The organism is Kaistia sp. MMO-174 (genome assembly GCF_037147815.1).
GTDB classification, from domain to species: domain Bacteria; phylum Pseudomonadota; class Alphaproteobacteria; order Rhizobiales; family Kaistiaceae; genus Kaistia; species Kaistia nematophila.
Genome location: NZ_JBBCUO010000005.1, coordinates 410,914 through 437,372, shown reverse-complemented (window position 1 = coordinate 437,372; position 26,459 = coordinate 410,914). Strand labels below are relative to the sequence as shown.

Annotated in this window: 22 protein-coding genes; 16 read left to right on the top strand and 6 right to left on the bottom strand. The window is 67.5% G+C overall.

Features of this window, described 5'->3' with window-relative positions; all coding sequences use genetic code 11:
* Nucleotides 1-18 precede the first annotated feature (18 nt).
* Nucleotides 19-771: a 3-deoxy-manno-octulosonate cytidylyltransferase gene (locus WFK98_RS19890; RefSeq protein ID WP_336801424.1), complete on the bottom strand. Its 753-nt coding sequence runs from the start codon at nucleotides 769-771 to the stop codon at nucleotides 19-21.
* 186 nt (nucleotides 772-957) lie between these two features.
* Here WFK98_RS19890 and WFK98_RS19885 point away from each other — a divergent pair, with 186 nt between their 5' ends.
* The 7 genes from WFK98_RS19885 (at nucleotide 958) to WFK98_RS19855 (ending at nucleotide 10,511) form a co-directional block, all read left to right on the top strand.
* Nucleotides 958-1,719: a c-type cytochrome gene (locus tag WFK98_RS19885; protein WP_266336915.1), complete on the top strand. Its 762-nt coding sequence runs from the start codon at nucleotides 958-960 to the stop codon at nucleotides 1,717-1,719.
* A gap of 148 nt (nucleotides 1,720-1,867) precedes the next feature.
* On the top strand, nucleotides 1,868-3,727 hold the full coding sequence (locus tag WFK98_RS19880) for an extracellular solute-binding protein (protein ID WP_266336914.1): 1,860 nt from the start codon (nucleotides 1,868-1,870) through the stop codon (nucleotides 3,725-3,727).
* A gap of 53 nt (nucleotides 3,728-3,780) precedes the next feature.
* Nucleotides 3,781-5,631 carry an extracellular solute-binding protein gene (locus WFK98_RS19875; RefSeq protein WP_336801423.1) on the top strand — a complete coding sequence of 617 codons (1,851 nt, stop codon included), beginning with the start codon at nucleotides 3,781-3,783 and terminating at the stop codon, nucleotides 5,629-5,631.
* A gap of 12 nt (nucleotides 5,632-5,643) precedes the next feature.
* Entirely contained in the window at nucleotides 5,644-6,756 is a 1,113-nt protein-coding gene (locus tag WFK98_RS19870) for a microcin C ABC transporter permease YejB (protein ID WP_336801422.1), read from the top strand.
* A complete protein-coding gene (locus WFK98_RS19865; RefSeq protein WP_336801421.1) occupies nucleotides 6,749-7,897 on the top strand; it encodes an ABC transporter permease in 1,149 nt (382 codons plus the stop codon). Before WFK98_RS19870 ends, WFK98_RS19865 begins: the two co-directional genes overlap by 8 nt.
* A gap of 14 nt (nucleotides 7,898-7,911) precedes the next feature.
* Nucleotides 7,912-9,555, top strand: coding sequence for an ABC transporter ATP-binding protein (locus WFK98_RS19860; protein ID WP_336801420.1), 1,644 nt, complete (start codon nucleotides 7,912-7,914; stop codon nucleotides 9,553-9,555).
* A complete protein-coding gene (locus WFK98_RS19855) occupies nucleotides 9,552-10,511 on the top strand; it encodes a 2-hydroxyacid dehydrogenase (protein ID WP_336801419.1) in 960 nt (319 codons plus the stop codon). Before WFK98_RS19860 ends, WFK98_RS19855 begins: the two co-directional genes overlap by 4 nt.
* Nucleotides 10,512-10,617: 106 nt before the next feature.
* On the opposite strand, the gene WFK98_RS19850 is transcribed toward WFK98_RS19855, so the two are convergent.
* The 4 genes from WFK98_RS19850 to WFK98_RS19835 form a co-directional block, all read right to left on the bottom strand.
* A complete protein-coding gene (locus tag WFK98_RS19850) occupies nucleotides 10,618-10,794 on the bottom strand; it encodes a hypothetical protein (protein ID WP_266336908.1) in 177 nt (58 codons plus the stop codon).
* Nucleotides 10,795-10,949: 155 nt separating this feature from the next.
* Complete coding sequence (locus WFK98_RS19845; RefSeq protein ID WP_336801418.1) at nucleotides 10,950-11,795, bottom strand: C40 family peptidase; 846 nt, start codon at nucleotides 11,793-11,795, stop codon at nucleotides 10,950-10,952.
* Between the two features lie 14 nt (nucleotides 11,796-11,809).
* Nucleotides 11,810-12,160 (bottom strand): MarR family winged helix-turn-helix transcriptional regulator, encoded by a 351-nt coding sequence (locus WFK98_RS19840; RefSeq protein ID WP_266336906.1) that lies wholly within the window; start codon nucleotides 12,158-12,160, stop codon nucleotides 11,810-11,812.
* A gap of 88 nt (nucleotides 12,161-12,248) precedes the next feature.
* On the bottom strand, nucleotides 12,249-13,646 hold the full coding sequence (locus WFK98_RS19835) for a leucyl aminopeptidase family protein (protein ID WP_336801417.1): 1,398 nt from the start codon (nucleotides 13,644-13,646) through the stop codon (nucleotides 12,249-12,251).
* A gap of 210 nt (nucleotides 13,647-13,856) precedes the next feature.
* Here WFK98_RS19835 and WFK98_RS19830 point away from each other — a divergent pair, with 210 nt between their 5' ends.
* The 9 genes from WFK98_RS19830 to WFK98_RS19790 all read left to right on the top strand — a co-directional run bounded on the left by WFK98_RS19830 (nucleotide 13,857) and on the right by WFK98_RS19790 (nucleotide 25,149).
* Nucleotides 13,857-15,389, top strand: a complete 1,533-nt coding sequence (locus WFK98_RS19830) for an aromatic amino acid lyase (RefSeq protein WP_336801416.1) — start codon at nucleotides 13,857-13,859, stop codon at nucleotides 15,387-15,389.
* 63 nt (nucleotides 15,390-15,452) lie between these two features.
* Nucleotides 15,453-16,364 (top strand): glycine betaine ABC transporter substrate-binding protein OsmF, encoded by a 912-nt coding sequence (gene osmF / locus WFK98_RS19825; RefSeq protein ID WP_336801415.1) that lies wholly within the window; start codon nucleotides 15,453-15,455, stop codon nucleotides 16,362-16,364.
* A 193-nt stretch (nucleotides 16,365-16,557) separates the two neighbouring features.
* Nucleotides 16,558-17,709 carry an ABC transporter permease gene (locus tag WFK98_RS19820; RefSeq protein WP_336801573.1) on the top strand — a complete coding sequence of 384 codons (1,152 nt, stop codon included), beginning with the start codon at nucleotides 16,558-16,560 and terminating at the stop codon, nucleotides 17,707-17,709.
* The gene (locus WFK98_RS19815; protein ID WP_266336902.1) at nucleotides 17,706-18,686 is read left to right on the top strand and encodes an ABC transporter ATP-binding protein; all 981 of its coding nucleotides are present in this window, start codon (nucleotides 17,706-17,708) and stop codon (nucleotides 18,684-18,686) included. Before WFK98_RS19820 ends, WFK98_RS19815 begins: the two co-directional genes overlap by 4 nt.
* On the top strand, nucleotides 18,683-19,441 hold the full coding sequence (locus tag WFK98_RS19810; RefSeq protein WP_336801414.1) for an ABC transporter permease: 759 nt from the start codon (nucleotides 18,683-18,685) through the stop codon (nucleotides 19,439-19,441). Before WFK98_RS19815 ends, WFK98_RS19810 begins: the two co-directional genes overlap by 4 nt.
* A 246-nt stretch (nucleotides 19,442-19,687) precedes the next feature.
* Nucleotides 19,688-21,061 (top strand): dihydroorotase, encoded by a 1,374-nt coding sequence (locus tag WFK98_RS19805; protein WP_336801413.1) that lies wholly within the window; start codon nucleotides 19,688-19,690, stop codon nucleotides 21,059-21,061.
* Nucleotides 21,062-21,066: 5 nt separating this feature from the next.
* The gene (locus WFK98_RS19800; protein WP_336801412.1) at nucleotides 21,067-22,326 is read left to right on the top strand and encodes a Zn-dependent hydrolase; all 1,260 of its coding nucleotides are present in this window, start codon (nucleotides 21,067-21,069) and stop codon (nucleotides 22,324-22,326) included.
* Nucleotides 22,327-22,342: 16 nt separating this feature from the next.
* Nucleotides 22,343-23,479 (top strand): DUF917 domain-containing protein, encoded by a 1,137-nt coding sequence (locus WFK98_RS19795; RefSeq protein WP_336801411.1) that lies wholly within the window; start codon nucleotides 22,343-22,345, stop codon nucleotides 23,477-23,479.
* Nucleotides 23,479-25,149 (top strand): urocanate hydratase, encoded by a 1,671-nt coding sequence (locus tag WFK98_RS19790; protein ID WP_336801410.1) that lies wholly within the window; start codon nucleotides 23,479-23,481, stop codon nucleotides 25,147-25,149. The genes WFK98_RS19795 and WFK98_RS19790 overlap by 1 nt, the downstream gene beginning before the upstream one ends.
* Nucleotides 25,150-25,365: 216 nt before the next feature.
* On the opposite strand, the gene WFK98_RS19785 is transcribed toward WFK98_RS19790, so the two are convergent.
* Nucleotides 25,366-26,325: a nucleoside hydrolase gene (locus tag WFK98_RS19785; protein WP_336801409.1), complete on the bottom strand. Its 960-nt coding sequence runs from the start codon at nucleotides 26,323-26,325 to the stop codon at nucleotides 25,366-25,368.
* Nucleotides 26,326-26,459 lie beyond the last annotated feature (134 nt).

Sequence of the window (26,459 nt, the reverse complement as noted above, 5' to 3'; positions counted from 1 at the left end):
TGTTCGAGAGTGCCGGTTCTAGGAGCCGTGCGGGACGGCCAGCAGGGCGCGCGCCCTTTCCAGATCGGCCGGAGTATCGACACCGAGCGGCACGGCGTCAACGAGAGCGACGTCGATGCGCATGCCGGCCTCGAGCGCCCGCAACTGCTCCAGCTTTTCGCGCTTTTCCAGCGTCGAAGGCGGCAGCGCGACATAGCGGTCGAGGGCGGCGCGGCGATAGGCGTAGAGCCCGATATGGTGCAGCAACGGCCCCGGGCCCCAGGGCGCGGTGGCGCGGGTAAAGTAGAGCGCCCGCAGGCGTTTCTCCGTGAGCGGCGACCCGACGATCTTCACGACGTTCTCGTTGGTGCGGTCCTCGTCGCGATCGATCACCGCGGCGATCGTAGCGATGTCGACGGCCGAATCAGCAAGCGGCGCGAAGCAGGCGGCGACCGAGGCCGGCTCGATCGTCGGCAGGTCGCCCTGCACGTTGACGATGACGTCGTAGCGCCGAGCCGGATCGAGGATCGCCACCGCCTCATGAATGCGCGCGGAACCGTTCTCGTGATCGGCACGGGTCATCACCGCCTCGCCGCCTGCGGCGCGCACGGCCTCGGCGATACCGGCGTCGTCGGTCGCGACCACCACCGGCCCGATCTTCGCCTCGCTGGCGCGGCGCCAGACATGGACGATCATCGGAACGCCGTGAATATCGGCCAAAGGCTTGCCCGGAAGCCGCGTCGCCGCCATGCGGGCGGGGATAAGCACCAGGGCCTCGGAGGCGGAAGACATCGGGGTTTTCCTCATATTTGCCCGATGAAGGGCATGCAGGTGTCAAAACGTCTCAATCTGGAAGCGTTCATACGTATTGCACCCAACACTGGAAAGCTTGTAGTTTCCGCGCCACATGCGGGGGCGATGGCGCCGAGGCGGCTGCCGACCCCTATCGTCTATTCGAAGCGTCTGGGGCCAAGACCGATGGATTCTTTCGAGCTCAACAAGATCGTCGGTGCGATCCTGTTTACGCTTCTGGTTGTGATGTCGCTGAGCATCTTCTCGGGAGTGATCTATTCACCTGCCGTCCCGGAGAAGCCCGGCTTCGTCATCGAAGTCGCCGAAGAGGCATCCGAGGGCGGCGCCGCACCGGCAGCCGCGCAGGATCCCGCGATCTCGACCCTTCTGGCCAGCGCCAATGTCGATGCCGGCGCGGCCGTCGCAAAGAAGTGCGCCGCCTGCCACAACTTCGTCGAGGGTGCCGGCGCCAAGGTCGGCCCGGACCTCTACAACGTGATCGACCGTCAGATCGGCTCGGCCGAGGGCTTCAAGTATTCCGCCCCGCTGCAGGCCGCGCATGACGAAGGCAAGAAGTGGACCTACGAGCACCTCTACCACTTCCTGAAGAACCCGAAGGCCGACATGCCGGGCACGGCAATGGGCTTCGCCGGTCTCGCCAAGCCGGAAGATCGCGCCAACCTGATCGCCTACCTGCGCACGCTGTCGCATGAGCCGGCCCCACTGCCGGCACCGGAGGCTGCCGCTCCGGCAGAGGCCGCACCGGCCGCCGCCGAGGCTCCCGCTGCACCGGCTGCTGCCGAACCGGCGCCGGCTGCACCGGCCGCCGAGCCTGCACCGGCAGCCCCCGCGGCTCCGGCCGCAGAGCCCGCTCCGGCGGCTCCGGCTCCCGCAGCCGAGCCGACCCCGGCCGCTCCGGCACCTGCCGAGCAGCCCGCGGCGCACTAAGCCCCGCACATCCCTGCGACAATTTCGAAAGGCCGGAGATCACTCTCCGGCCTTTTTCTATTGCCAAGTCGGTTGCATGCGGTCACGCGGGAGTTGCCCTTCGCGCGATCCGCCTTAGTAATGAGCGTAACCAGCCGGAGAATCGCCGATGAAGCTTGCCGCCGCCGCCCTGCTCAGCCTGTCGCTCCTGCTGCCCGCGACAACAGGTGCGAAAGCGGACGACGTCTGGCGCACATCGACCTCGCTCATCGGCAAGCCGAAATACGAAGACGGCTTCAAGCATTACGACTACGTCAACCCCGACGCGCCCAAGGGCGGCACGCTGAACCAGGCGGCCGTCGGCACGTTCGACAGCCTCAATCCCTATATTGTCCAGGGCAGCCCGGCGGCGGGCCTGTCGCAGACCGGCGGCGGCCGGCTCTACGACACGCTGATGGACACCGCGACCGACCAACCCGGCACGGGCTATCCGCTGATCGCAGAGGCACTCAGCTATCCGGACGATTACAGCTGGGTGAAGTTCCGCCTCAATCCGGCGGCGCGCTGGCATGACGGCACCCCGATCACGACGGACGACGTCGTCTGGACTTTCAATACGCTGAAGGCGCAGAGCCCGTTCCACAACAAATACTACGCCAACGTCGTTAAGGCCGAGGCCACGGGCGAGCGCGAAGTGACCTTCACCTTCGACAAGGGCGGCAACCGCGAACTCCCGAACATCATGGGCGAAATGGTCGTGCTGCCGAAGCTCTGGTGGGAGGGCACCGACGCAAGCGGCAAGAAGCGCGACGTCACGAAATCGACGCTCGAACTCCCGCTCGGCTCCGGCCCCTACAAGATCGATTCGATCAGTGCCGGTCAGCGGATCACTTGGGCCCGCGTTCCCGACTATTGGGCCAAGGACCTGCCGACGCAGCTCGGCCGCAACAACTACGATCGGGTGGTCATCGACTATTACCGCGACCCCAACGCGGCGTGGCAGGCCTTCCAGAAAGGCGGCCTTGACGATATCCGCCAGGAGAACCGCATCGCGCGCTGGATTCAGGAGTACAATTTCCCGGCCGTGAAGCGCGGAAATGTCATCCTGCACTCCTATCCGATCGCTTCCTCGGGGCGCATGCAGGGCTATGTGCTCAATCAGCGCCGCGACCAATTCAAGGACCCGCTCGTCCGCGAAGCGCTGAACTATGTATTCGATTTCGAGACGATGAACCGGACGCTGTTCTTCGACAAATACAAGCGCATCAACAGCTACTTCGCCGGCATCGACCTCGCTTCCAGCGGCCTGCCCCAGGGCCAGGAACTGGAGATCCTCGAAACGGTTCGGGACGAGGTGCCGCCGGAAGTCTTCACCAAGGAATTCAAGGGACCGGTCAACGACACGCCGCAGGCATTGCGGGAAAACTTCCGCACGGCGCTGCAACTGTTCGAGAAGGCCGGCTGGGTTCTGAAGAACAACAAGCTCGTCAACGCAAAGACCGGCCAGCCCTTCACCATCGAATTCCTCGAGGCGGACCCGTCCTTCGAGCGCGTCGTGAACCCGTATATCCAGAATCTGAAGCGGATCGGCATCGATGCGAGCCTGCGTATCGTCGACACGGCCCAATACATCGCCCGCATCAACGACTTCGATTTCGATGTCGTCTCGACCGTGATGGGCCAGTCGCATTCGCCCGGCAACGAGCAGCGCGAGTTCTGGGGTTCGGCCGCCGCCGACCTGAAGGGCAGCCGCAACCTGATGGGCATCAAGAACCCGGCGGTCGACAAGCTGATCGACCGCGTCGTCTATGCCAAGGACCGCGAGGAGCTGGTTGCCGCCACGCACGCGCTGGATCGAGTGCTGCTCTGGAATTATTACGTCGTGCCGCAGTGGTACAGCGACACGATCAACGTCGCCTACTGGAACAAGTTCGGCATCCCGGAGAAGCAGCCTGAATATGTCGGTATCGACATTGATTCATGGTGGGTGGATCCGGCCAAGGCAGCGGCCCTGGGGGCCAAGCCTTGAGCGGCGGGCCGTTGCACGACGCACATCACCGACCGAGTCTGACGCGGCGTGCCTTGCTCACAGGGGCGGCGGCGGGCGCCATCGCGCCGATGATCGGCCTTCCGCCGTTCCACGCCATCGCGGCAGAGTCCACGAATTCGCACGGGCTCTCCGTCTTCGGCGACCTGAAATACCCGCGTGATTTCAAGCATTTCGACTATCTGAACCCGGCCGCGCCAAAGGGCGGCAGCTTCGTCTTCGCAGCACCGAACTGGTACTACAACCAGAACGCCTACACCTTCAACACACTGAACGGCTTCACCTTCCGGGGCGATGCGCCGCCGCGGATCGAGCTCTGCTTCGACACGCTGATGGCGGCAGCCTCCGACGAACCGAGCTCGGTCTACGGCCTCGTCGCCGAAAGCGTCGCTGTCTCGGAAGACGGCAACACCTACGTGTTCCGCCTGCGCGATGACGCGAAGTTCAACGACGGCTCGGCGCTGACCGCCGACGACGTCGTGTTCTCGTTCCAGACGCTGAAGGAAAAGGGGCATCCCGACATCTCGCAGTCGATCCGCGATATGGTCTCGGTTACAGCGACCAATCCGCGCGAGGTGACCGTGGTCTTTTCCGGCAAGCAGAACCGGAAGGTGCCGCTGATCGTCGCCTCGACGCTGCCGATCTTCTCGAAGGCCTACTACGCCGGCCGCGATTTCGAGGCCTCGACCATGGACCCGCCGCTCGGGTCCGGCCCCTATCGCGTCGGCAAGATCAGCCCCGGCCGCTCGATCGAATATGAGCGCATCGCCGACTATTGGGGCAGGGACCTGCCGGTGGCCGTCGGCGCCTACAATTTCGACCGCATCCGCGTCGAGTTCTACCAGGACGACGAGGTGCAGTTTCAGGCCTTCGCCAAGGGCGAACTGCTGTTCCGCGAAGAAGTCTCGTCCAAAACCTGGGCGACGGGCTACGATTTTCCGGCCGCCCGCGACGGCCGCGTGCAGAAGCCGTCCTTCGCGGCCGAACGCCGGCCGGACATGTATGGCTGGTTCTTCAACCTGCGCCGCGCCAAGTTCGCCGATCCGCGCACCCGCCAGGCGATCGGCATGGCGCTCGATTTTCCCTGGACCAACAAGAACCTGTTCTTCGGCCTCTATGTCCGGGCGACCTCCTTCTTCGCGATGTCGGATTTCGCCGCCTCCGGCTTGCCCGGCCCGGATGAACTGGCGCTGCTAGAGCCGTTCCGCGACCAGCTGCCGGCCGAGGTTTTCGGCACGGCGGTCATGCCGCCCGAGGCCGACGGCAGCGGGCGCGATCGCAAGCTGCTGCGCCAGGCCGCCACCCTGCTGGCGGATGCGGGCTGGCAACGGAAAGGCAACGACCTGGTCAATGCATCGGGCGAGACGCTGACGCTCGAATTCCTGATCCAGTCGCAGGCGTTCGAACGCGTGCTGTCGCCCCTGATCGCCAATCTGAAGGCGATCGGCGTCAACGCCTCGATGCGCATGGTCGACGCCGCGCAGTACCAGAGCCGCAAGAACAGCTTCGATTTCGACATCATGGCGCATCGCATCATGTTCGACGCCACGCCGATCGACGGCATCGAACAGATCTTCGGTTCCGCCAGCGCCGATCTGCCGAGCGGCTCCAACCTGGCCGGGCTGAAGAATCCGGTGGTCGACGCCCTGGTGGCGAAGGCTGCCAACGTCCGGGACCGCGCCGAGCTGGAGACGCTGATGCGCAGCCTGGACCGCGTGCTCAGATCCCTGCATATCTGGTTCCCGGCCTGGCTTTCGACGGCGCATCGCGTCGCCATCTGGGATATGTTCGGCTGGCCGGCGACAAAGCCGGACTACGGCTTTTCGCCGGAAACGACATGGTGGCAGGACGACGCCAAGGCCGCCGCCATCGGCAAGGCCGGCTAGGGCGGGAGACAGATGGCAGCCTATATCTTTCGACGCATCCTGCTGATGATCCCGACGATCTTCGGCATCATGGCGATCAGCTTCATCATCGTGCAGTTCGCGCCCGGCGGTCCTGTCGAGCGCGTCATCGCCCAGTTGCAGGGCAATGACGTTTCCGCGACCAACCGGATCGGCGGTGGCGGTGGCGCCGATGCCGGCATGGGCGGGCAGGACCGGACTCTGGGAAGCGCGCCCGTCTCCTCGAAATATCGCGGCGCGCAGGGCCTCGATCCCGAATTCATCGCCAAGCTTGAAAAGCAGTTCGGCTTCGACAAGCCGCCGCTGGAGCGCTTCGGCCTGATGCTCTGGAACTATATCCGCTTCGACTTCGGCCAGAGCTATTTCCGCGACATCAGCGTGATCGAGCTGATCAAGGAGAAGATGCCGGTCTCGATCTCGCTCGGGCTATGGATGACCCTGATTTCCTACGGCATCTCGATCCCGCTCGGCGTCGCCAAGGCGGTGCGCGATGGCGCCCGCTTCGACATCTGGACCTCGGCCGTGATCGTCGTCGGCTATGCGATCCCCGGCTTCCTGTTCGCCATCCTGCTGGTGGTGCTGTTCGCCGGCGGCAGCTTCTTCGACTGGTTCCCGCTGCGCGGCCTGACCTCGGACAATTTCTCCAGCCTGTCGCTCGGCGGCAAGATCGTCGACTATTTCTGGCACATCACGCTGCCGATCATCGCCATGTCGCTTTCCGCCTTCGCGACGACGACGCTTTTGACCAAGAACTCGTTCCTCGACGAGATCCGCAAGCAATATGTCGTCACCGCGCGCGCCAAGGGGCTGTCGGAGCGCAAGGTGCTCTACGGCCATGTCTTCCGCAACGCGATGCTGATCGTCATCGCCGGCTTCCCCGGTGCGTTCATCACATCCTTCTTTGCCGGATCGCTGCTGATCGAGACGATCTTCTCGCTCGACGGCCTCGGCCTGCTCGGCTTCGAATCCGTGATCAACCGCGACTATCCCGTCGTGTTCGCCACCCTCTTCATCTTCTCGCTCATGGGGCTCGTCATCGGCCTGCTCTCCGACCTGACCTACACCTGGATCGATCCGCGCATCGATTTCGAACGGCGGGATGTCTGACGTGACCGATGTTTCCGCCCAGGCCCGCGAAATCGAGCCGCGCCGCCTGGCGCTCTCGCCGCTCAACCTCCGCCGCTGGCGCAATTTCAAGGCGCACCGGCGCGGATACTGGTCGCTCTGGATTTTCCTGGCGTTGTTCGGGCTGACGCTCTGCTCCAACTTCATCGCCAACGACCGGCCGCTGGTCGCCTCCTACAAGGGCGAATTGCTGCTGCCGGTCTTCACCGACTATCCGGAGGAGAAGTTCGGCGGCTTCCTGGCGACCACCAATTTCCGCGATCCCTTCATCCAGGAAGAGATCAACGCCAATGGCTGGATGATCTGGCCGCCGATCCGCTATTCCTACGACACCGTCAACAACGACATGGCGACGCCGGCGCCCGCCCCGCCCTGGTGGATGATCCCGAAGGAAGACCGCTGCCGCGCCTATCCGCTCGGCGACGCCGACCCCAATTGCACGCTCGGCAACTTCAACTGGATGGGCACCGATGACCAGGGCCGCGACGTCGTCGCGCGCCTGCTCTATGGCGTGCGCCTGTCCGTGCTGTTCGGCCTGGTGCTCACCGTCGTCTCCTCGGCGATCGGCATCCTCGCCGGCGCGGTTCAGGGCTATTTCGGCGGCTGGCTCGACCTGATCTTCCAGCGCTTCATCGACATCTGGACCTCGCTGCCCGAGCTCTACATCCTCTTGATCATGGCCTCGATTCTGGTCCCGAGCTTCTGGGTTCTCCTCGGCATCCTGCTCCTGTTCTCCTGGGTGCGGCTGGTCGGGCTGGTGCGCGCCGAATTCCTGCGGGCGCGAAACTTCGAATATGTGCGCGCGGCGCGGGCGCTCGGCGTCAGGAACCGGACGATCATCGTCCGCCACGTCCTGCCCAACGCCATGGTGGCGACGCTGACCTTCCTGCCCTTCATCCTGAACGGCTCGATCACGACGCTGACCTCGCTCGACTTCCTAGGCTTCGGCCTGCCGCCGGGCTCGCCGTCGCTCGGCGAATTGCTGGCGCAGGGCAAGAACAACCTTCAGGCGCCCTGGCTCGGCCTGACCGGCTTCGTCGTCATCTCGGTGATCCTGAGCCTGCTGGTCTTCATCGGCGAGGCCGTGCGCGACGCGTTCGACCCCAGAAAGACGTTCGGCTGATGACGGAAAAGACCATGACCGCCGAACCCGGCACCGCCCCGCTCCTCGCCGTCGAGGACCTCTCCGTCCACTTCCTGCAGGGAGAGACGCGCACCGTCGCCGTCGACCGGATCTCGTTCACCGTCGGGCGCGGCGAAACCGTCGCGCTGGTCGGCGAATCCGGCTCCGGCAAGTCGGTGACGGCGCTCTCCATATTGAAGCTGCTGCCCTACCCTTCGGCCGAGCACCCGACCGGCCGCATCCTGCTCCACGGCAAGGACCTCCTGACCGCCAGCGACCGCGAGTTGCGCAAGGTGCGCGGCAACGACGTCACGATGATCTTCCAGGAGCCGATGAGCTCGCTCAACCCGCTGCACACGATCTCGCAGCAGATCGGCGAGATCCTGAAGATCCATCGCGGCATGTCTGGCAAGGCGGCGGAGAAGCGTATCCTCGAGTTGCTCGTCGAGGTCGGCATCCGTGACGCGGAAAAGCGCCTGAACGCCTATCCGCACCAGCTTTCGGGCGGCCAGCGCCAGCGTGTCATGATCGCGATGGCGCTTGCCAACGAGCCGGACCTGCTGATCGCCGACGAGCCGACCACCGCGCTCGACGTCACCGTTCAGGCGCAGATCCTGAAGCTCCTGAAGGAGATCCAGGGCCGCACCGGCATGGCGATGCTGTTCATCACCCATGACCTCGGCATCGTGCGCAAGATCGCCGACCGGGTCTGCGTGATGACCAAGGGCAAGATCGTCGAACAGGGGCCGACGAAGGAAATCTTCGCCCACCCGCAGCACAGCTACACCAGGCACCTGCTGGCGGCCGAACCGAAGGGCGCGCCGCCGCCGGCCGACGACAGCGCACCGGTCGTCGTGCAGACGCATGATCTCAAGGTCTGGTTCCCGATCAAGCGCGGCATCTTCCGGCGCACGGTCGACAACATCAAGGCGGTCGACGGCATCGACGTCGCCGTCCGGCGCGGCCAGACGCTCGGCGTCGTCGGCGAATCCGGCTCGGGCAAGACGACGCTCGGCCTCGCCATGATGCGGCTGATCAGCTCGAAGGGCGCGATCGACTTCAAGGGCGAGCGCATCGACGGCCGTGGCTTCCAGGCCATGCGGCCACTGCGCCGGCACATGCAGATCGTTTTCCAGGATCCGTTCGGCTCGCTCAGCCCGCGCATGTCGGTCGGCGAGATCGTCGCCGAGGGGCTTCGCGTGCACGAGCCGCAGCTCTCGTACCGAGAGCGGGAGCGGAAGGTGGCGCAGGGGTTGGAGGAAGTCGGCCTCGACCCGGCGACCCGCCACCGCTATCCGCACGAATTCTCCGGCGGCCAGCGCCAGCGCATCGCGATTGCCCGCGCCATGGTGCTGGAGCCGCAATTCGTCATGCTCGACGAACCGACGTCGGCGCTCGACATGTCCGTGCAGGCGCAGGTCGTCGACCTCCTGCGCGACCTGCAGAAGCGGCATGGCCTCGCCTATCTGTTCATCAGCCACGATCTCAAAGTGGTGCGCGCGCTCGCCAACGAGGTCGTCGTCATGCGCGGCGGCAAGGTGGTCGAGCGCGGCGCCTCGGAGAAGATCTTCACCACGCCGGAAACCGACTATACCCGCGCCCTGATCGCAGCCGCCTTCTCGATCGAGACGGCCCCGGAAGGCATCGTTTCGCAATGACCGACAAGACCGTTCTGCCCGGCGTCCTGATCGCCTCCGGCAATTGGGCGCCGGAGCCGTGGGCGGAGCCCTTCGCGAGCGAGCCGGAGCGGCCGCTGGCGATCTGGCCGGACGTGCCGGACCGGGCCGCCATCCACTATGTGCTGGCCTGGCGTCCGCCGGCGGAAGCCTTTGCCGATCTTCCCAACCTCAAGGCGGTGTTCTCGCTCGGCGCCGGCGTCGATCATGTCGTCGGCAACACAGCCCTGCCCGACGTGCCGATCGTCCGCGTCGTCGATGCGGACCTGACGACCCGCATGACGGAATGGGTGACGCTGCAGGTTCTGCTGCATCATCGCCAGCACCTCGCCTATACGCGCCAGCAGGCGGCACATCAGTGGCGCGAGCTGCGCCAGCCGGTCGCGCACGATGTCCGCGTCGGCATCATGGGCCTAGGCGAGCTCGGACGCGATGCGGCGGAAGTGCTCGCCCGCCTCGGCTTCCAGGTCGCCGGCTGGAGCCGCTCGGCCAAGGACATTGCCGGCATCGAGTGCTTCCACGGCGAAGACGGCCTCACCGCCTTCCTCGGCCGCACCGACATCCTCGTCGCGCTGGTGCCGCTGACGCCGGATACGCGCGGCATCCTCAACGCCTCGGTGTTCGATCGGCTTGCCAGGAACGGCGCGCTCGGCGGGCCGGTGCTGATCAATGCCGGCCGCGGCGGGCTGCAGGTCGACGCCGACATCCTCGCCGCGCTCGACGACGGCCGCCTGATCGGCGCCAGCCTCGACGTGTTCGAGCCGGAGCCGCTCGCCGCCGACAGCCCGTTCTGGGGCCACCCGCGCGTGGTCGTGACGCCGCATGTCGCCGCTTCCAGCGAGGCAAGCGTGCTCGCAGTCGGCATCCATCGACAGATCCTCGATTTCGAGGCCGGAAAGCCGCTCGGCAATCTGGTCGATGTCACGCGCGGCTACTAACCAACGCGCTATCTGAAAAAATTGGAGCGCTTCACGTTTCCATGAAGCGCTCCGGAGGGTGCCGGCGAACCGGGGGGCACGCCGACGACCTTTCTCGATCCGGAACCTAGCCGCGCGTCTCGCCCGACGCGGACGGCAGTCCCTCCGCGGCCCGCTCTACGTTCGCCCTGGCCTCCTCCGAGGCCAGCTTGAGCAGATAGGCCAGGTCCTGGAGGCCATGTTGCTGAGCGAGTTGGCTCAGCTGACCCGACAGCTCCTCGATATATTTGGCGGTTCTTTGCATCGCCGACCCCATCGTCCTGCGCCCCGATCGCCCCGAACGAAGTGTTTCAAACGGTTCTAAACCGTGGCGAGCCAATAGCATTGACCTGCCTCAAGCGGGAGGCCAGATCGCCCTGATTACGAAGAAGTAAGGAAGCGGCAGGGTTACGGTTAGGATCAGGGGCGTCGAACGGTAGTTGCGACGAGGCCTATACCGGCATAGCGCCCAAGAACATCCGCCAGCGGTTCCGAAACGACGACCATCTGCAGGCCACTTGCATGCAGCAGCGTTTCGGAATCTCGCAAGATGCCGACATGCCCTTTCCAGAAAACGAGATCACCCCGCCGGAGCGAGCCATCGATACCTTTTTCGACCCGCGAACCGATCGCCTGCTCTTGCTGGTCGGTATCGCGAGGGACCCGGACGCCAGCCTCCGCCAGAGCGACCTGCACCAGCCCCGAGCAATCGAGCCCGAAGCCGGACCGGCCACCCCAGAGATAGGGCGTTTCGAGGAAGCGCTCGGCGACCGCGACAAAATCGGGGGCTGCCGCCTCGTCCAGCGCCGCGACGTGACGGGCGATGACGGTGCCGCTGCCATCCGCCAGCCAGCGATAGCGCGTGCCGCGTGTCTCCGCCTCGCCGCCGAGTGTCAGCAGGCTGCCGATCGACAGCGCCGTCACCGGAGGCAATTTGAGATCGGCGGCCGGGTAGACGAAGGTACGGAGCGCGGTGACGTGATGAGTCGGCGCGGGATCGACGGCGGCAAGAGCATCCGACGAGACGAAGCCGACATAGGAATCCGTCTCGAGCTGGATCCATGCCCAGCCCTCGGCGGTCTCCTCGAACACCCGCACCACCTCGCCGCGCAGCGCCTCGCTGTTGATCGACGCGTCGGAGCGCGGCGCGCTGCGGATCGGCGTGGTCGGCGCGGCGACACGGCGCCGTTCTCCCTCGACGAAACGCGCGGCCTCGACCTGTGCCTGCAACCGGATATCCGCAAGATCCGGACGGTAGGCATGCATGCGGGGATCCAGCGTCAAAGCGGCAGTTCCTTGTGGCGGGCGATGACGAGATCGCCGAGGCGTTCGACCGCCAGCGCCCCGGCAACGGTCCTTTGGATCACGACATTGCGGCGATCCTTGGCATCGCGGTGACGGCTGACGAGGCCGAGCCGCCCCATCGTGTCGAGCGCGCGGGTGATCGCCGGCTTGGTCACGCCGAGCTTGGCGGCGAGACCGCGCACGGTGTGCGGCGGCAGCTCGAGATAGACGGTTAGCAGCACGGCCATCTGGCGGGCCGAGAGATCGTGCTCGCCGTCGCGGACCAGATCGAGCGTCACGTCATGCCAGAGGCGCAGCGCCTGGGTTGGACGCAGTTCGACGGGCATGGACGGCTCCCCTCATCCAATCGTTTCGGATCCGATCTATCTAAGCGCCCGCCTGCCTCCTCCACAAGACAAGGTTGCGATTCCGCTCCTATGCCGTGCCGAATCGCTCCTGGATCAGGGCGAACAGGGCGCGGATCGTCTGCGCCTCGCCGCCCTCCGGCCGGCCGGGCCGGCTCGACGCGTTCCAGGCATAGATGTCGCCATGGATCCACGGGATCGTCTTGGGAACGAAACGGTCCAGGAACAGCGCCGCCGTGATCGAACCGGCGAAGCCGCCGGCGCCGGCATTGTTGATATCGGCGATCTTGGAATCGATCATCGCCTCATAGGGCGCCCAGAGCGGCAGCCGCCAGAGTGGATCGAGGCGCTGGACGGCATGGCGGGCGAGATCGGCAGCAAGCGCCTCGTCATGCGTGTAGACAGCCGGGATCTCGGGGCCGAGCGCGACGCGCGCCGCGCCGGTCAGGGTCGCGAGGTCGATCAGCAGAGCCGGATCCTCCTCCGCCGCGACGGCCAGAGCGTCCGCCAGGATCAGCCGCCCCTCGGCATCGGTATTGCCGATCTCCACCGTGACGCCACCGCGCGAGCGCAGCACGTCGCCGGGCCGGAAGGCGGGGCCGGAGATCGCGTTCTCGACCGTCGGCACCAGGAGACGCAGCCGGACGGGCAGCTTCGCCTCCATGATCATGTGCGCCAGGCCCATCGTGTTGGCGGCGCCGCCCATGTCCTTCTTCATCAGCAGCATGCCGCTCGACGGCTTGATGTCGAGACCGCCGGTATCGAAGGTGACGCCCTTGCCGACCAGCGTGACCTTGGGATGGGCGGGATTGCCCCAGACGAGATCAACCAGGCGCGGCTCGCGATCGACGTCGGCGGCGCGGCCGACGGCATGGATCATCGGCAGGTTGGCCGAAAGCAGTTCGTCACCGACGATCTCGCCGACCTTGGCGCCGAAGCGCGCGCCGAGATCGTGAATCGCCTGCGACAGCTCCGCCGGGCCGAGATCGTTCGCCGGCGTGTTGATCAGGTCGCGGACCATGGTGATCGCCCGCGCCATGCCGCGCGCCTCAGCCGGGTCGACGCCGCGCGGCACCACGAGGCGGGGAATCGGCGACAGATTGGTCTTATAGCGCTCGAAGCGGTAATTGCCGAGCGCCCAGCCGACCGCGCCCAGCATCGGATCGGGCAGCTCGGTGGCGAACTGGTAGTCGCCCTGCGGCAGCATCGCCGAGAGCTTGCCGGTGATCATCGCGGCGCGGCTCCTGTCCGAGCGGCCGAGGCCGAACAGCACCCGGCCGATGCGGCCGCCCGCATCGGCGATGATGGTGACGGCGCCGGCCGCGGCGTCGAAGCCGGTCGAGCGCGCCCAGGCCGCCTCGACCTCGCCGATCGACGCCAGCAGCGCATCGAGCCCTTCCGGATCCACCGCGTGGATCGGAATGGCGACGTCGGAACTGTCGATCAGGCTGTCGCTCACGGCATTCATCCTTGGCTTGGTTCGAGTCGAAACGGGTGCCGATCATGGCCTCCCGCCCGGCGCGGATCAATTGCGCCGGGGTGACGCGGCAACCGGCCTGGCGGATCGGCAGATATAGCTGATCGCGCCGAATTTCGGCTAAGCTGCGACGGGGCTTCAACTCTCCATCTGACGAAGGACATCATGCCGCCTGCCGCCGAAGCTCTCCCTGACGACCGGATGGCATCGCCTCGCGATACCGTGACCCTGGACGGCTCGGCCCTCCGCCTTTCGACCCTCTCCCTGATCGGGCGCGGTCTTCTGCATGTCGTTCCCTGCGAGACCCGCCTCGTCGAGGTGGCGACCGCCTATGAGGCGGTGCGCGGCGCCGTCGAGGGCGGAAGGCCGCTCTATGGCGTCACGACCGGCGTCGGCGCCATCAAGGATCGCGCCGTCGCGCTGGCCGCCTCGGCCGATCGCACCGACTTGGTCCGCGCCCATCATTTCGGCGTCGGCGAGCCGCTCGCGCCGGAGATCGTCCGCGCCGGCATCGCCATCCGCGTCAACACCGCGCTTTCCGGCATGGTCGGCTGCAGCCCGGAACTGGTGCGCGCCTATGTGGCGGCCCTCGACGCCGACATCGTACCGGTGGTGCGGCGGCTCGGCTCGATCGGCGCCGCCGATATCGGGCTGATGAGCCAGGTCGCGACGGCGCTCGCCGGCGAGGGACAGGTATTCCATCGCGGCGTACTGAGATCGGCCGCCGACGCGCTGCGCGCCGCCGGGCTGACGCCGCTGGTGTTCCGCCTGAAGGACGCGCTTTCCGCCGTCAGCACCAATGCGCTCACCATCGCCAGCGCCGGGGCGACGCTGATCGACGCGGCGCAGACGGTGCGCGTCGCCATGGCCACAGGCTCGAGCGCGGCGGCGGCGCTGCGAGCGTCGCCGGAGCCCTGGCGGGTCGCCGTCCGCATCGGTTCGCCGCGGGAGGCCGCCGCCGGCACCGTGCTCACCGCCGTCGCCGAAGCCTTCCCATGGGCGCCCGCCACCCATCTGCACGACCCGCTCAGCCTCCGCATGATCGCGCAGATCTTCGGCGCTTCGGCCGGCGTGGTCGCCTTCGCCGCGGCCGCCGTCGAGGCGGCGACGGCGCGGCCGGACGACAATCCCGTCGTCATCGACGGCATTCCGATGGCCTCGGGCGGCTCTCTGCCGCTGGAACTGGCGCTGACGCTGCAATCCGTCGGGCCCGGCCTCGCCCATCTCGCCCGCAATATCCTGAACCGCATTGTCCTGATCGCCAATGGCGGCCGCGGCGTGCTGCCGGCCAACCTCGTCTCGGAGACGACCGACGCCACCGGCTTCGGTCCGCTGGTCAAGCTCGCCGGCGACCTCGCCAGCCGCGTCATGGGCGAGCTGGCGCCGGTTTCCGCCATGCCGCTGCTGATCGCCGGCGGCATGGAGGACGAGGCGATGTTCGCGCCGCTGATCGTCGAACGGCTCAACCGCCAGGTCGCGGCGCTGAAGATGATGACGGCGATCGAGGCGCTGCTCGCCGCGCAGGGGCTAGACATGCAGGGGATGAAGCCGGCCGGCCTGGTCGCCGCCGTCTATGATTCCGTCCGCTCCGAGGTGGCGTTCCTGCACAAGGATCGCGCGCTGTCGCTCGACATCGAGACCATCGAACGCAACCTTTTTCAGCCGGCGCTCTTGGAGACAGTCAGGAATTTCTACGAATCCATCACAACGGACGAGCTGATTTTCTCGCGTTGACGCGCGCGGAACCCTAAGAAGAAAGCAAACCGCCAGATCCACCGACAGTAGAGGAATTCCGCCATGAAAGCCTTGAAGACCCTTGCGGCCGCCACCGCGCTCCTCGCCTCGCTCGGCGCGGCGCACGCGGCCGATGTCGTCGTCTCGTCGAAGATCGATACCGAGGGCACGCTGCTCGGCAACGTCATCGCCCAGGTGCTCGAGGCCAACGGGATCACGGTCGAGGACCGCATCTCGCTCGGCGGCACGCCGGTCGTGCGCAAGGCGATCACCGCCGGCGAAATCGACATCTACCCGGAATATACGGGCAACGCGGCATTCTTCTTCAACAAGGCGGACGACCCGCTCTGGAAGGACGCCGCCAAGGGCTACGAGACGGCGAAGACGCTCGACTATGACGCCAACAAGATCGTCTGGCTGTCGCCCTCGCCCGCCAACAACACCTGGGCGATCGGTCTTCGCGGCGACGTAGCGAGTGCCAACAGCCTGAAATCGCTGAGCGATTTCGGCAAGTGGGTCTCGGGCGGCGGCAAGGTGAAGCTGGCCGGCTCGGCCGAGTTCGTGAACTCCGCCGCGGCGCTTCCCGCCTTCCAGACCGCCTATGGCTTCTCGCTGAAGCCCGAGCAGCTGCTGGTCCTCTCCGGCGGCGACACCTCGGCGACGATCAAGGCGGCGGCCGAGCAGACCGATGGCGTCAACGCCGCCATGGTCTATGGCACGGACAGCGCGATCCAGGCGGCCGGCCTCGTCGTGCTCGACGACGACAAGTCGGTGCAGCCGGTCTATGCCCCGGCGCCGATCATCCGCGAGGAAGTGTTGAAGAAGTTCCCGAAGATCGAGGAAGCGCTGAAGCCGGTGTTCGCCGCGCTCGATCTGAAGACGTTGCAGGAGCTGAACGGCCGCATCCAGGTCGGCGGCGAGCCGGCCAAGGACGTCGCCAAGGCGTTCCTGACCCAGAAGGGCTTCGTGAAGTAGCGCCCGGGCGCCGAAACCCGCTTCACGTGAAACCCGGGCGGCGTCGAAACCACGCCGTCCGGCGGCTGTTAACAGCATGCTCGCCTGTTAGCCTCGCGTTAACCTTGCGGTACGCCGAATTGCCCTTAAGCTCTTCTGCAACGAGAGGGAGCCATCCGGCGTGACGGAAGCGAGCCAGACCGCAGCCCAGCCCCTGACCGCGCGCCTCGACCGCGTCGGCGTCGTCGTTGCTGTTATCGCCGTGCTCGGCATGGACTGGCAGCCCTTCGCGACCCTGAAACCCAATCGCCTCATCTCCGGCCAGGGCCTCAGCCTGTCCGCCTCGCTGCCGACACTGTGGGCGGCGATCGGGATCGGCGTGCTGTCGATCGCCACCATCGTCGCCGTTCTCCGGACCGGGGCGCTGCTCCGGCTCGCCACCGGCATCGTCTCGCTGCTCGTGCTCGCCATGCTGATCGGCATCGTGCCGGCGACGGTGGTGCCACCCGAAAACACCTATGCCCGCGTCTCGCCGGCTTCCGGCTTCTGGCTGATGGCCTTCGCCTTCGCCGTGATGACCACCGACGCCATCGCCAAGCTCCGGCTCGGGCCGCTGGCGCGGCTCGCCATGCTCGCCGGCGCCGTGGTGGCGGTGGCAGTCATCCTCGGCTCCGGCCACTGGGACGGGCTGTCGATCCTGAAGGAATACGCCACCAATTCGCAGAAGTTCTGGCGCGAGGGGGCGAAACACATCGAACTGGCGCTGGGTTCGCTCGCCGCCGCCGTCGTCATCGGCCTGCCGCTCGGCGTCGCCTGCCACCGCAACGCGACGCTGCGCGGCATCACGCTTCCCGTCCTCAACATCATCCAGACCGTGCCGTCGATGGCGATGTACGGGCTGATGATCGTCCCGCTCGGCCTGCTCGCCGCCTGGTCGCCGCTCGCCGCCTCGCTCGGCATCCGCGGCATCGGCACGGCGCCGGCGCTGATCGCGCTGTTCCTCTATTCGCTGCTGCCGGTCGTCGCCAACACGGTCGTCGGCCTCGGCGAGGTGCGCCGCTCGGTGGTCGAGGCGGCCGAGGGCATGGGCATGACCCGCCACCAGCGCCTGTTCCAGGTCGAGCTGCCGCTGGCGCTGCCGGTCATCCTCACCGGCATCCGCATCGTGCTGGTGCAGAACATCGGCCTCGTCACCATCGCGGCCCTGATCGGCGGCGGCGGCTTCGGCACCTTCGTGTTCCAGGGCATCGGCCAGGCCGCCACCGACCTCGTGCTGCTCGGCGCGGTTCCCACCATCGCGCTCGCCTTCACCGCCGCCGTCCTGCTCGACGCGGCCATCGAGCTTTCCGAAAGGCGCCGGCTTTGATCGAACTCGAACATGTCAGCCGCCGCTTCGGCGACCAGATCGCCGTCGACGACGTCTCGCTCTCGGTCGAACGCGGCACCATCACGGTGATCGTCGGCACGTCGGGCTCCGGCAAGTCGACGACGCTCCGCATGATCAACCGGCTGATCGAGCCTTCCGCCGGCACGATCCTGATCGACGGCAAGGACACCGCCGCTGTCTCCGGCGAGGAGCTCCGGCGCGGCATCGGCTATGTCATCCAGGGCAACGGCCTGTTCCCGCACTGGACGGTCGCCCGCAACATCGCCACCGTGCCGACGCTGCTCGGCTGGGATTCCGCCCGCATAGCCAGGCGCGTCGACGAGCTGTTGACCCTCTTCAGCATGAAGCCGGCCGATTTCCGCGAGAAATTCCCGCATCAGCTCTCCGGCGGCGAACAGCAGCGCGTCGGCGTCGCCCGCGCGCTCGCCGCCGAGCCCGGCCTGTTGCTGATGGACGAGCCGTTCGGCGCGCTCGACCCGATCATCCGCGCCAAGGCGCAGGAGGATCTCCTCGCGGTCCAGCAGCGGCTCGGCATCACCGTCGTGCTCGTCACCCACGACATGGAGGAAGCGATCCATCTCGGCGACCGGATCGCCGTGATGGACAAGGGCAAGCTGCTGCAATACGCGACGCCGACCGAGATCCTCGCCCGGCCGGCGCCCGGCTTCGTCGCCCGGCTGGTCGATGGCGTCGACCGGCCGTTCCGGCTGCTTTCGCTCGCGCCGGTCTCGCAGATCGTCGAGCCCGGCACGGCGGAGGGGCCGCCCATCCTCGAAACCGCGACCCTGCGCGACGCGCTTTCCGAGCTGCTCTGGCAGCAGCGCGACGCCCTCCCCGTCACCGCCAGCGACGGCAGCGCCCGCGGCCGGATCTCGCTCGCCGCGCTGATCGCGCATGCCGGCGGCCCGACCGGCGGCCTGCCGGCAAGCGGTCCGGCAGCGAGCAGTCCGAGATGAGGCGGTTCGTCGGCCCGCTCGCCCGCCTCGCGGCGCTGGCGCTGCTCCTCGCGCTCGTGCTTCGGCCCGAATGGTTCGAGCCGATCCTGAAGCCGTTCACCGAGAACAACGCGCCGGTGATCTACACCCAGTCGAGCCTGCTCAGCCTGACGCTCGCCCATCTCGCGCTCGTCGCGGTGGCGAGCGTGATCGGCGCCGCGCTGGCGCTCGTGATGGGGGTGTTCGTGACGCGGCCGATGGGGGCGGAGTTCCTGCCGCTGACGAGGAGCCTGGTCAATATCGGCCAGACCTTCCCGCCCGTCGCCGTCCTGGCGCTCGCCGTGCCGGTGGTCGGCTTCGGCGTCAGGCCGACCCTGATCGCGCTCGTCCTCTACGGCCTGCTGCCGATCTTCGAGAACACGATCACCGGGCTCAAGGAAGTGCCGGAGAACATCGTCGAGGCGGGGCGCGGCATGGGCCTCAGTCCGTCGCAACAATTGTTCCGGGTCGAGCTGCCGCTGGCGCTTCCCGTGATCCTGGCCGGCATCCGCCTGTCGGTGGTGATCAACATGGGCACGGCGACGATCGGCTCGACGGTGGCGGCGAAGGGGCTCGGCGAAGTGATCATCGCGGGCCTCTTGACCTCCAACACCTCGTTCATCCTGCAGGGCGGCATCATCGTCGCGCTGCTCGCCGTGCTGATCTATGACGGGCTGGCGATCCTCGAGCAGCATGTCGCCAAGCGGACGGGGCGGCTGGCCGAAGGGTCGCTGTGACTTCAGTCACAGCGTCGGCAAACGCCCTTCACTATCGACCCCTTGGGCCGCATGCAGCGGCGTGGCCACTGGCGGGGGCGAAATGGGTCTGGAATCGAAGGTCGGCGACGGCGCCGCCGGCGCAGCGCGCCTCTCTCACAGAACGGCCTTTCCATTTCGACGGCAAAGCCGTCAACATGGCGGCAAGCCTGCGCCGTGGACGCTTCGCCCCCGCGATTCGATCCCAGCCAACCCCCCGGTGACCGCATGAGCGATTTCGATCTCGTCCTGTCCGGAACCGTCGTCACCGCCGATCGCCTGATCGAGGGCGGCTTCGTCGCCGTGCGCGACGGCAGGATCGCGATGGTCGGCCAGGGCGAAGCGCCTTCGGCGCCGGAACGGCACGAATTGGGCAAGGCCCTGATCCTGCCCGGCGCCATCGACGCGCAGGTGCATTCGCTGAGCCAGAAGGACCAGGAGGATTTCATCTGGTCGACCCGCTCGGCGGCGGCCGGCGGCGTAACCACCATCGTCGACATGCCCTATGACGAGGGCAATCTCGTCTGCTCGGCCGAGGCGGTGCGGAGGAAGGTGGCGCATGCTGGCGCGCAGGCGCGCGTCGATTTCGCGCTTTACGGCACGATCGATCCAGAGGAAGGCACGTCGCGCATCCGCGAAATGGTGGCGGCCGGCGTCGCCGCCTTCAAGTTCTCCACTTTCGGCACCGACCCGAAGCGGTTTCCCCGCATCGCGCCGGCGCTTCTGGCCGACTGTTTTGCCGCCATCGCGCCGACCGGGCTGACGGCCGGCGTCCACAACGAGATCCACGAGGCGGTCGACGCCCACATGGCGCGCGTCCGCGCCGCCGGCATCACCGACTGGCGGGCGCATGGCCTGTCGCGGCCGCCGATCACGGAACTCCTCGCCGATGTCGAGATCTTCGAGACCGGCGCTATGACCGGCTGCCCGGCGCATGTCGTTCACTCCTCGCTGGCGCGCGGGGCGGAACTCGCCGCGCGCTACCGCGCCGAGGGACACGCGGCGACGGTCGAGGTCTGCATCCACTATCTGACGCTCGACGAGGAGCACGACGTCTGCCGGCTCGGCGGCAAGGCGAAGATCAATCCGCCGATCCGGCCGCGCGCCGAGGTCGAGGCACTGTGGCGGCAGGTGGCTGAGGGCAGCGTCACGCTGGTCTCGACCGACCATGTCTCGTGGTCGGAGGACCGCAAGACCAGGCCGGCCATGCTCGACAACGCCTCCGGCGTGCCGGGGCTGGAGGTGATGGTGCCGCTCTTCGTCAAGGGCGCGCTGGAACGCGGCATTCCGCTCACCTGGGCCGCGCGGCTGATGGCGGCGAACCCGGCGCGGCACTTCCGCATCGACCATGAAAAGGGCGCGCTGGAGGTCGGCAAGGATGCCGACATCATCGTGCTGACGCCGGAGCCGCAGCTCTATGACGCGGCGGCGAGCGGGCATAATGTGGTGGGCTGGAGTCCGTATCACGGCATGACCCTCCCCTGGCGGGTGAGCGGCACGTTCCTGCGCGGAAATCCGGTCTTCGATGGCCGGAACGTCCTGGCCGAGCCCGGCTCGGGCCGTTTCGTGCGTCCCCCCGCGTCCCTGCCGATCGAGATCTGAACCTTATGCGTACCAATCTGCCCATCGACGCGACCCGGCTCTGGGACGACCTGATGGCGCTCGCCGAGATCACGGACCCCGACCGGCCGTGGACCCGGCGCGCCTTCTCCACCGTATTCCTGGAAGGCCGCGCCTACGTCGCCCGGCGCATGCGCGAGGCCGGGCTGACGGTCCGGCTCGATACGGCCGGCAACATGATCGGCCGGCGCGAGGGCCGCTTCCCGGGCCACAAGGCGATCGTCCTCGGCTCGCACACCGACACCGTGCCTGACGGCGGCCGCTTCGACGGCACCGCCGGCGTGATGGCGGGCATCGCCGTGGCGCGCAGCCTGCACCGCGACGGGGTCGTGCTCGATCACCCGCTCGAGGTGATCGACTGCCTGGCCGAGGAGGTCTCGATCTTCGGGCTTTCCTGCATCGGCAGCCGCGCCATAGCGGGCCAGCTTTCGACCGAGCAGCTCAGACGCCAGGCGCCGGACAGCCACGAGATCCTGCACGACGCCATCAACCGCATGGGCGGCGACGCCGCCGATGTCGGCGCGGCGCGGCGCGACGACATCGCGGCCTATCTCGAGCTGCATATCGAGCAGGGGCCGGTGCTGCAGGACGAAGGGCGCGACATCGGCATCGTCACGGCGATTTCCGGCATCACGCGACTGGAGATCGTCATCGAGGGCCAGGCCGACCACGCCGGCACGACGCCGATGCATCTGCGCCGCGACGCGCTGGTCGCCGCCGCCGCCGCCGTCACGGTGATCCGCAAGGACGCGCAGAGGCGCGCCGCCGCCGGCCACGGCCATTTCGTCGCCACCGTCGGCGAATTCCGCGTCGAGCCCAATGCCGGCAATGTCGTGCCGAGCCGGGTGACGCTGCTGGTCGACGCGCGGGCCGAGGAGCGGAGCTTCATGGAGGGCTTCGTCGCCGAGCTGCCGCCGCTGATCGAGCGGGCGATTTCCGGCTCCGGCGCCGAGATCACCAGCTTCCGCGCCATCTCCGACAATCGTCCGGCGCTCTCCGATCCGCTGCTGCTCGAGGTGCTGGAGCAGTCGACCGAGAAGTTCGGCTTCGCGGCGCGCCGGATGGCGTCCGGCGCCGGCCACGACATGGCCTGGTTCTCGCGCGTCGCGCCCTCGGCGATGATCTTCATTCCCTCGCGCGACGGACGCAGCCACACGCCGGAAGAATGGACCGAGCCGGGCGAGGTCGCCGCCGGCGCCGCCGTGCTGCACCAGGCCGTGCTCTATCTCGACAAACTGCTCGCCTGACAGAAGGAGACCGACCATGGGCCGCATCCTGACCGAGAAGGACGTCGAGCCCGCCGTGCGCGGCGGCTCGGTCTACGCGGCCGGCGGCGGCGGCTGGGCCGACCACGGCCGCATGCTCGGGCTCGCGGCGGTGCGCATCGGCCGGCCCGAACTGGTCTCGGTCGAGGAACTCGCCAAGGACGACTGGGTCGCCACCGCCGCGGCGATCGGCGCGCCGGCCGGCACCACAGCCTGGGAGATGCAGGGCGTCGACTACGTCAAGGCGGTACGGCTGCTGCAGGAGGCGATGGGCGAGCCGATCGCCGCGCTGATGGTGGGCCAGAACGGCCGCTCCTCGACGCTGAACGGCTGGCTGCCCTCGGCCATCCTCGGTACGCGGGTACTCGACGCCGTCGGCGACATCCGCGCGCACCCGACCGGCGACATGGGCTCGATCGGGCTCGCCGCCTCGCCGGAACCGACGATCCAGACGGCGGTCGGCGGCAACCGCGCCGAAAACCGCTACATCGAGCTGGTCGTGCGCGGCGCGACGGCCAAGGTGTCGCCGGTGCTCCGGACCGCTTCCGACATGTCGGGCGGCTTCATCGCCTCGGCGCGCAACCCGGTGCGAGCCAGCTATGTGAAGAAGAACGCGGCGCTGGGCGGCATCTCGATGGCGCTGGCGCTGGGCGAGGCGATCCTCGCCGCCGAGGGCCGGCATACTAGCCGCGGCAAGGGCGCCGCCGTCATCGACGCGATCTGCAGGACGACGGGCGGCCACATCGCCGTTTCCGGCCGGATCACGAAGAAGGACGTCGTCTACACCAACGCCGCCTTCGACATCGGCACCGTGGTGATCGGCAGCGGCGACCAGGCGACGACGCTGCATGTGATGAACGAATACATGGCGATCGACGACGCCGGCGGCGCCCGCCTCGCCACTTTCCCGGACGTGATCACCACGCTCGACAAGGACGGCGAGCCGCTCTCGGTCGGCCAGCTCCGTGTCGGCATGACCGTGCATGTGCTGCATGTGCCGAAGGCGATCATCCCGCTCTCGGCCGGCGTGCTCGATCCCTCCGTCTACCCGCCGGTCGAGGCGGCTATGGGCATCGAGATCGCGCGCTATGTGTTCGAGGAGACGCCGAAGAAGAAGCGGAAGGGCAGGAAGTGATGCGGAACCCCCGCTATCCCGTCACCTCGGGAACGACGCTCCGCTGCAAGGGCTGGCGGCAGGAGGGCCTGCTGCGGCTCCTGGAAAACGTACTCTCGGTCGGCGAGGATCCCGACAGCCTCGTCGTCTATGCGGCGCTCGGCAAGGCGGCGCGCAACTGGGCCGCGCATGACGCCATCGTCGAGGCGCTGACGACGATGGAGGAAGACGAGACGCTGGTGGTGCAGTCGGGCAAGCCGATCGGCCTCCTCCGCACCCAGGTGCAGGCGCCGATCGTCATCATGGCGAACTGCAACATCATCGGCCAATGGGCGAAGGCCGAATATTTCTACGAGCTGGAGAAGAAGGGCCTGATCTGCTGGGGCGGGCTCACCGCCGGCGCCTGGCAGTATATCGGCAGCCAGGGCGTCATCCAGGGCACCTACGAGATCTTCATGCGCATCGCCGAGAAGCACTTCGGCGGCGATCTCGCGGGACGCTTCATCCTGACCGCCGGCCTCGGCGGCATGGGCGGCTCGCAACCGCTCGCCGGCCGCATGGCCAATGCCGCCATCCTCACCGTCGATGTCGACCCCGAGCGGGCGGAAAAGCGCAAGGCGATCGGCTATGTCGACGAGATCGCGCCCGACCTCGACACGGCGCTGCAGCGCATCGCGCATGCCCGCCATCACCGCGAGGCGCTGTCCGTCGCGCTCGTCGGCAACGCCGCCGAGATCTACCCCGAGATTTTTCGGCGCGGCATCGTGCCTGATATCGTCACCGACCAGACCTCGGCGCACGACCTCGTCTACGGCTATGTGCCGGCGGGCCTGCCGCTCGCCGAGGTCCGGGCGCTGCGGCAGAGCGATCCGGCGAAACTGATGGCGCTGTCGCGCGCCTCGATCGTCCCGCATGTCCGCGCCATGCTCGATTTCCAGAGACATGGCTCGGTCGTGTTCGACAACGGCAACCTGATCCGCACCCAGGCGCGCGAGGCGGGCGTCGCGAATGCCTTCGACATCCCGATCTTCACCGAGGCCTATCTTCGGCCGCTGTTCGCCCGCGCCATCGGCCCGTTCCGCTGGATGGCGCTCTCCAACGATCCCGACGACATCCGCCGCATCGACGACCTCGTGCTGGAGCGGTTCCCCGACAACGCCATCGTCACCAACTGGATCCGCCTCGCCCGCGAGAACGTGCCGTTCGAAGGCCTGCCGGCGCGGATCGCGTGGCTCGGCCATGGCGCCCGCACCGAGCTGGCGCTCGCCGTCAACGACATGGTGGCATCAGGCGCCCTCTCCGGCCCGATCGCCTTTTCGCGCGACCATCTCGACGCCGGCGCTATGGCGCATCCGAACATCATGACCGAAAAGATGCGCGACGGCTCGGACGCGATCGCCGATTGGCCGCTCCTTGATGCGATGGCGCTATCCGCCTCCGGCGCCGACCTCGTCACGGTGCATTCCGGCGGCGGCGGCTATGCCGGCTACATGACGTCGGCCGGCGTGACCCTGATCGCCGACGGCCGGCCGACGGCGGGCGAGCGGCTGGCCCGGGCGCTCACCAACGACACCTCGCTCGGCGTCATGCGCTATGCCGACGCCGGCTACGAGGACGCGCTCGACGAAGCGACGGCAAAACACATCCGCCGCTTCGACGTGCCGTCGGAGGCGGTCGTGCGGCGGGGGTAGCTGACGGCTCACCTCTCCCTGGGGGAGAGGTCGACGCACGCAGTGCGGCGGGTGAGGGGTTGAGGTCTCACCCTCGCCGTCATCCCGGGCTTGACCCGGGATTCATGCAGCCGTGTTTTCACAGGACGAGACCCCCGTTGCCTCGAAAGATGGATCCCTGCTTTCGCAGGGATGACGCCTGAGTCCGGGGAGATGGCAGAGCGGACTTGCCGAGCCCTACCCGTGCGGGCGGGAGAAGATGTCGGTCAGCATGGCGACGAAGCGCTTCGGGTTGGCGTCGAAGGCGACGTCGGCGTTCGGCGCGCGGTTTCCCCGGAAATGCGTGTCGATGACGGTGCGGCCGACAGTGAGGGCGCCGCCGGTCTCGACGTCGACATGCAGGTGCCGCGTCGTCAGGATCTCGCGGTCGACCAGATAGGCGACGCAGACGGCGTCATGCACCGGCGCGGTGCCGAGCACGTCCATCTTCTGGGCGATGTCGTGCATCTCGATGCGGAAGCGGACGATGTCGGAGGTCGCCTGCGCGGCCGGGGTGCCGAGCATGGCGAGATGGTCGCAATCGGCATAGGACACCAGCGCCCGGTGCGTCGCGTCGAGCGTCACCAGCGTCACCTTCTCGAAGCCGGCATTGAAGACGCGCGCCGCCGCTTCCGGATCGGCCCAGATGTTGAACTCGGCCGACGGCGTCATGTTGCCGATCTCGTGGCCGCCGCCCATGATGATCAGCTCCGGCACGCGTTTTGCGAAATCCGGATCGGCGGCAAGCGCCGCCGCGATGTTGGTGAGCGGGCCGACCGGCATCAGCACGATCGGATCGGTGGCATTGCGATAGGTCTCGACCAGGTAGTCGACGGCGCCCTTGTCGGCCTTCCTCGACTTCGCCGCCGGCACGGGCAGCGTCTCGACATGGAACTTCGACGCCTGATCGGTGACGCCGCGCGCGACCGGGAAATTGTCGCGCACCAAGGGACGGTTCGAGCCCTCGTAGACAGGGATGTCGGAACGGCCGATATGGTCGAGCACGCGCAGCGTGTTGTCGGTGCAGAACTTCACCTCGACATTGCCGTTGACCGTGGTGACGCCGATCAGCTCGATCTCCGGGTGCAGCGCCGCCAGCATGATGGCGACCGCGTCGTCGGTTCCGGTATCGACATCGAGAATGAGCTTCTGGGCCACGCGCGGCTCTCCATGGGCAGGAACAACAGGAAGGCGGGAAATTCCCGGCGCCGGCCGAACCGTCGTCGGCGGGCTGGGCCGGCGGACGTTAGGGGCGCGCGCCTCGAAGCGTCAAGCGCGAGTTCGACGCCCGG

Coding starts and splice junctions, on each gene's coding strand:
- WFK98_RS19890 (WP_336801424.1), bottom strand. CDS start 771: ATGTCTTCCGCCTCCGAGGCCCTGGTGCTTATCCCCGCCCGCATGGCG.
- WFK98_RS19885 (WP_266336915.1), top strand. CDS start 958: ATGGATTCTTTCGAGCTCAACAAGATCGTCGGTGCGATCCTGTTTACG.
- WFK98_RS19880 (WP_266336914.1), top strand. CDS start 1,868: ATGAAGCTTGCCGCCGCCGCCCTGCTCAGCCTGTCGCTCCTGCTGCCC.
- WFK98_RS19870 (WP_336801422.1), top strand. CDS start 5,644: ATGGCAGCCTATATCTTTCGACGCATCCTGCTGATGATCCCGACGATC.
- WFK98_RS19865 (WP_336801421.1), top strand. CDS start 6,749: ATGTCTGACGTGACCGATGTTTCCGCCCAGGCCCGCGAAATCGAGCCG.
- WFK98_RS19860 (WP_336801420.1), top strand. CDS start 7,912: ATGACCGCCGAACCCGGCACCGCCCCGCTCCTCGCCGTCGAGGACCTC.
- WFK98_RS19855 (WP_336801419.1), top strand. CDS start 9,552: ATGACCGACAAGACCGTTCTGCCCGGCGTCCTGATCGCCTCCGGCAAT.
- WFK98_RS19850 (WP_266336908.1), bottom strand. CDS start 10,794: ATGCAAAGAACCGCCAAATATATCGAGGAGCTGTCGGGTCAGCTGAGC.
- WFK98_RS19845 (WP_336801418.1), bottom strand. CDS start 11,795: ATGCATGCCTACCGTCCGGATCTTGCGGATATCCGGTTGCAGGCACAG.
- WFK98_RS19840 (WP_266336906.1), bottom strand. CDS start 12,160: ATGCCCGTCGAACTGCGTCCAACCCAGGCGCTGCGCCTCTGGCATGAC.
- WFK98_RS19835 (WP_336801417.1), bottom strand. CDS start 13,646: ATGAATGCCGTGAGCGACAGCCTGATCGACAGTTCCGACGTCGCCATT.
- WFK98_RS19830 (WP_336801416.1), top strand. CDS start 13,857: ATGGCATCGCCTCGCGATACCGTGACCCTGGACGGCTCGGCCCTCCGC.
- osmF (WP_336801415.1), top strand. CDS start 15,453: ATGAAAGCCTTGAAGACCCTTGCGGCCGCCACCGCGCTCCTCGCCTCG.
- WFK98_RS19810 (WP_336801414.1), top strand. CDS start 18,683: ATGAGGCGGTTCGTCGGCCCGCTCGCCCGCCTCGCGGCGCTGGCGCTG.
- WFK98_RS19805 (WP_336801413.1), top strand. CDS start 19,688: ATGAGCGATTTCGATCTCGTCCTGTCCGGAACCGTCGTCACCGCCGAT.
- WFK98_RS19800 (WP_336801412.1), top strand. CDS start 21,067: ATGCGTACCAATCTGCCCATCGACGCGACCCGGCTCTGGGACGACCTG.
- WFK98_RS19795 (WP_336801411.1), top strand. CDS start 22,343: ATGGGCCGCATCCTGACCGAGAAGGACGTCGAGCCCGCCGTGCGCGGC.
- WFK98_RS19790 (WP_336801410.1), top strand. CDS start 23,479: ATGCGGAACCCCCGCTATCCCGTCACCTCGGGAACGACGCTCCGCTGC.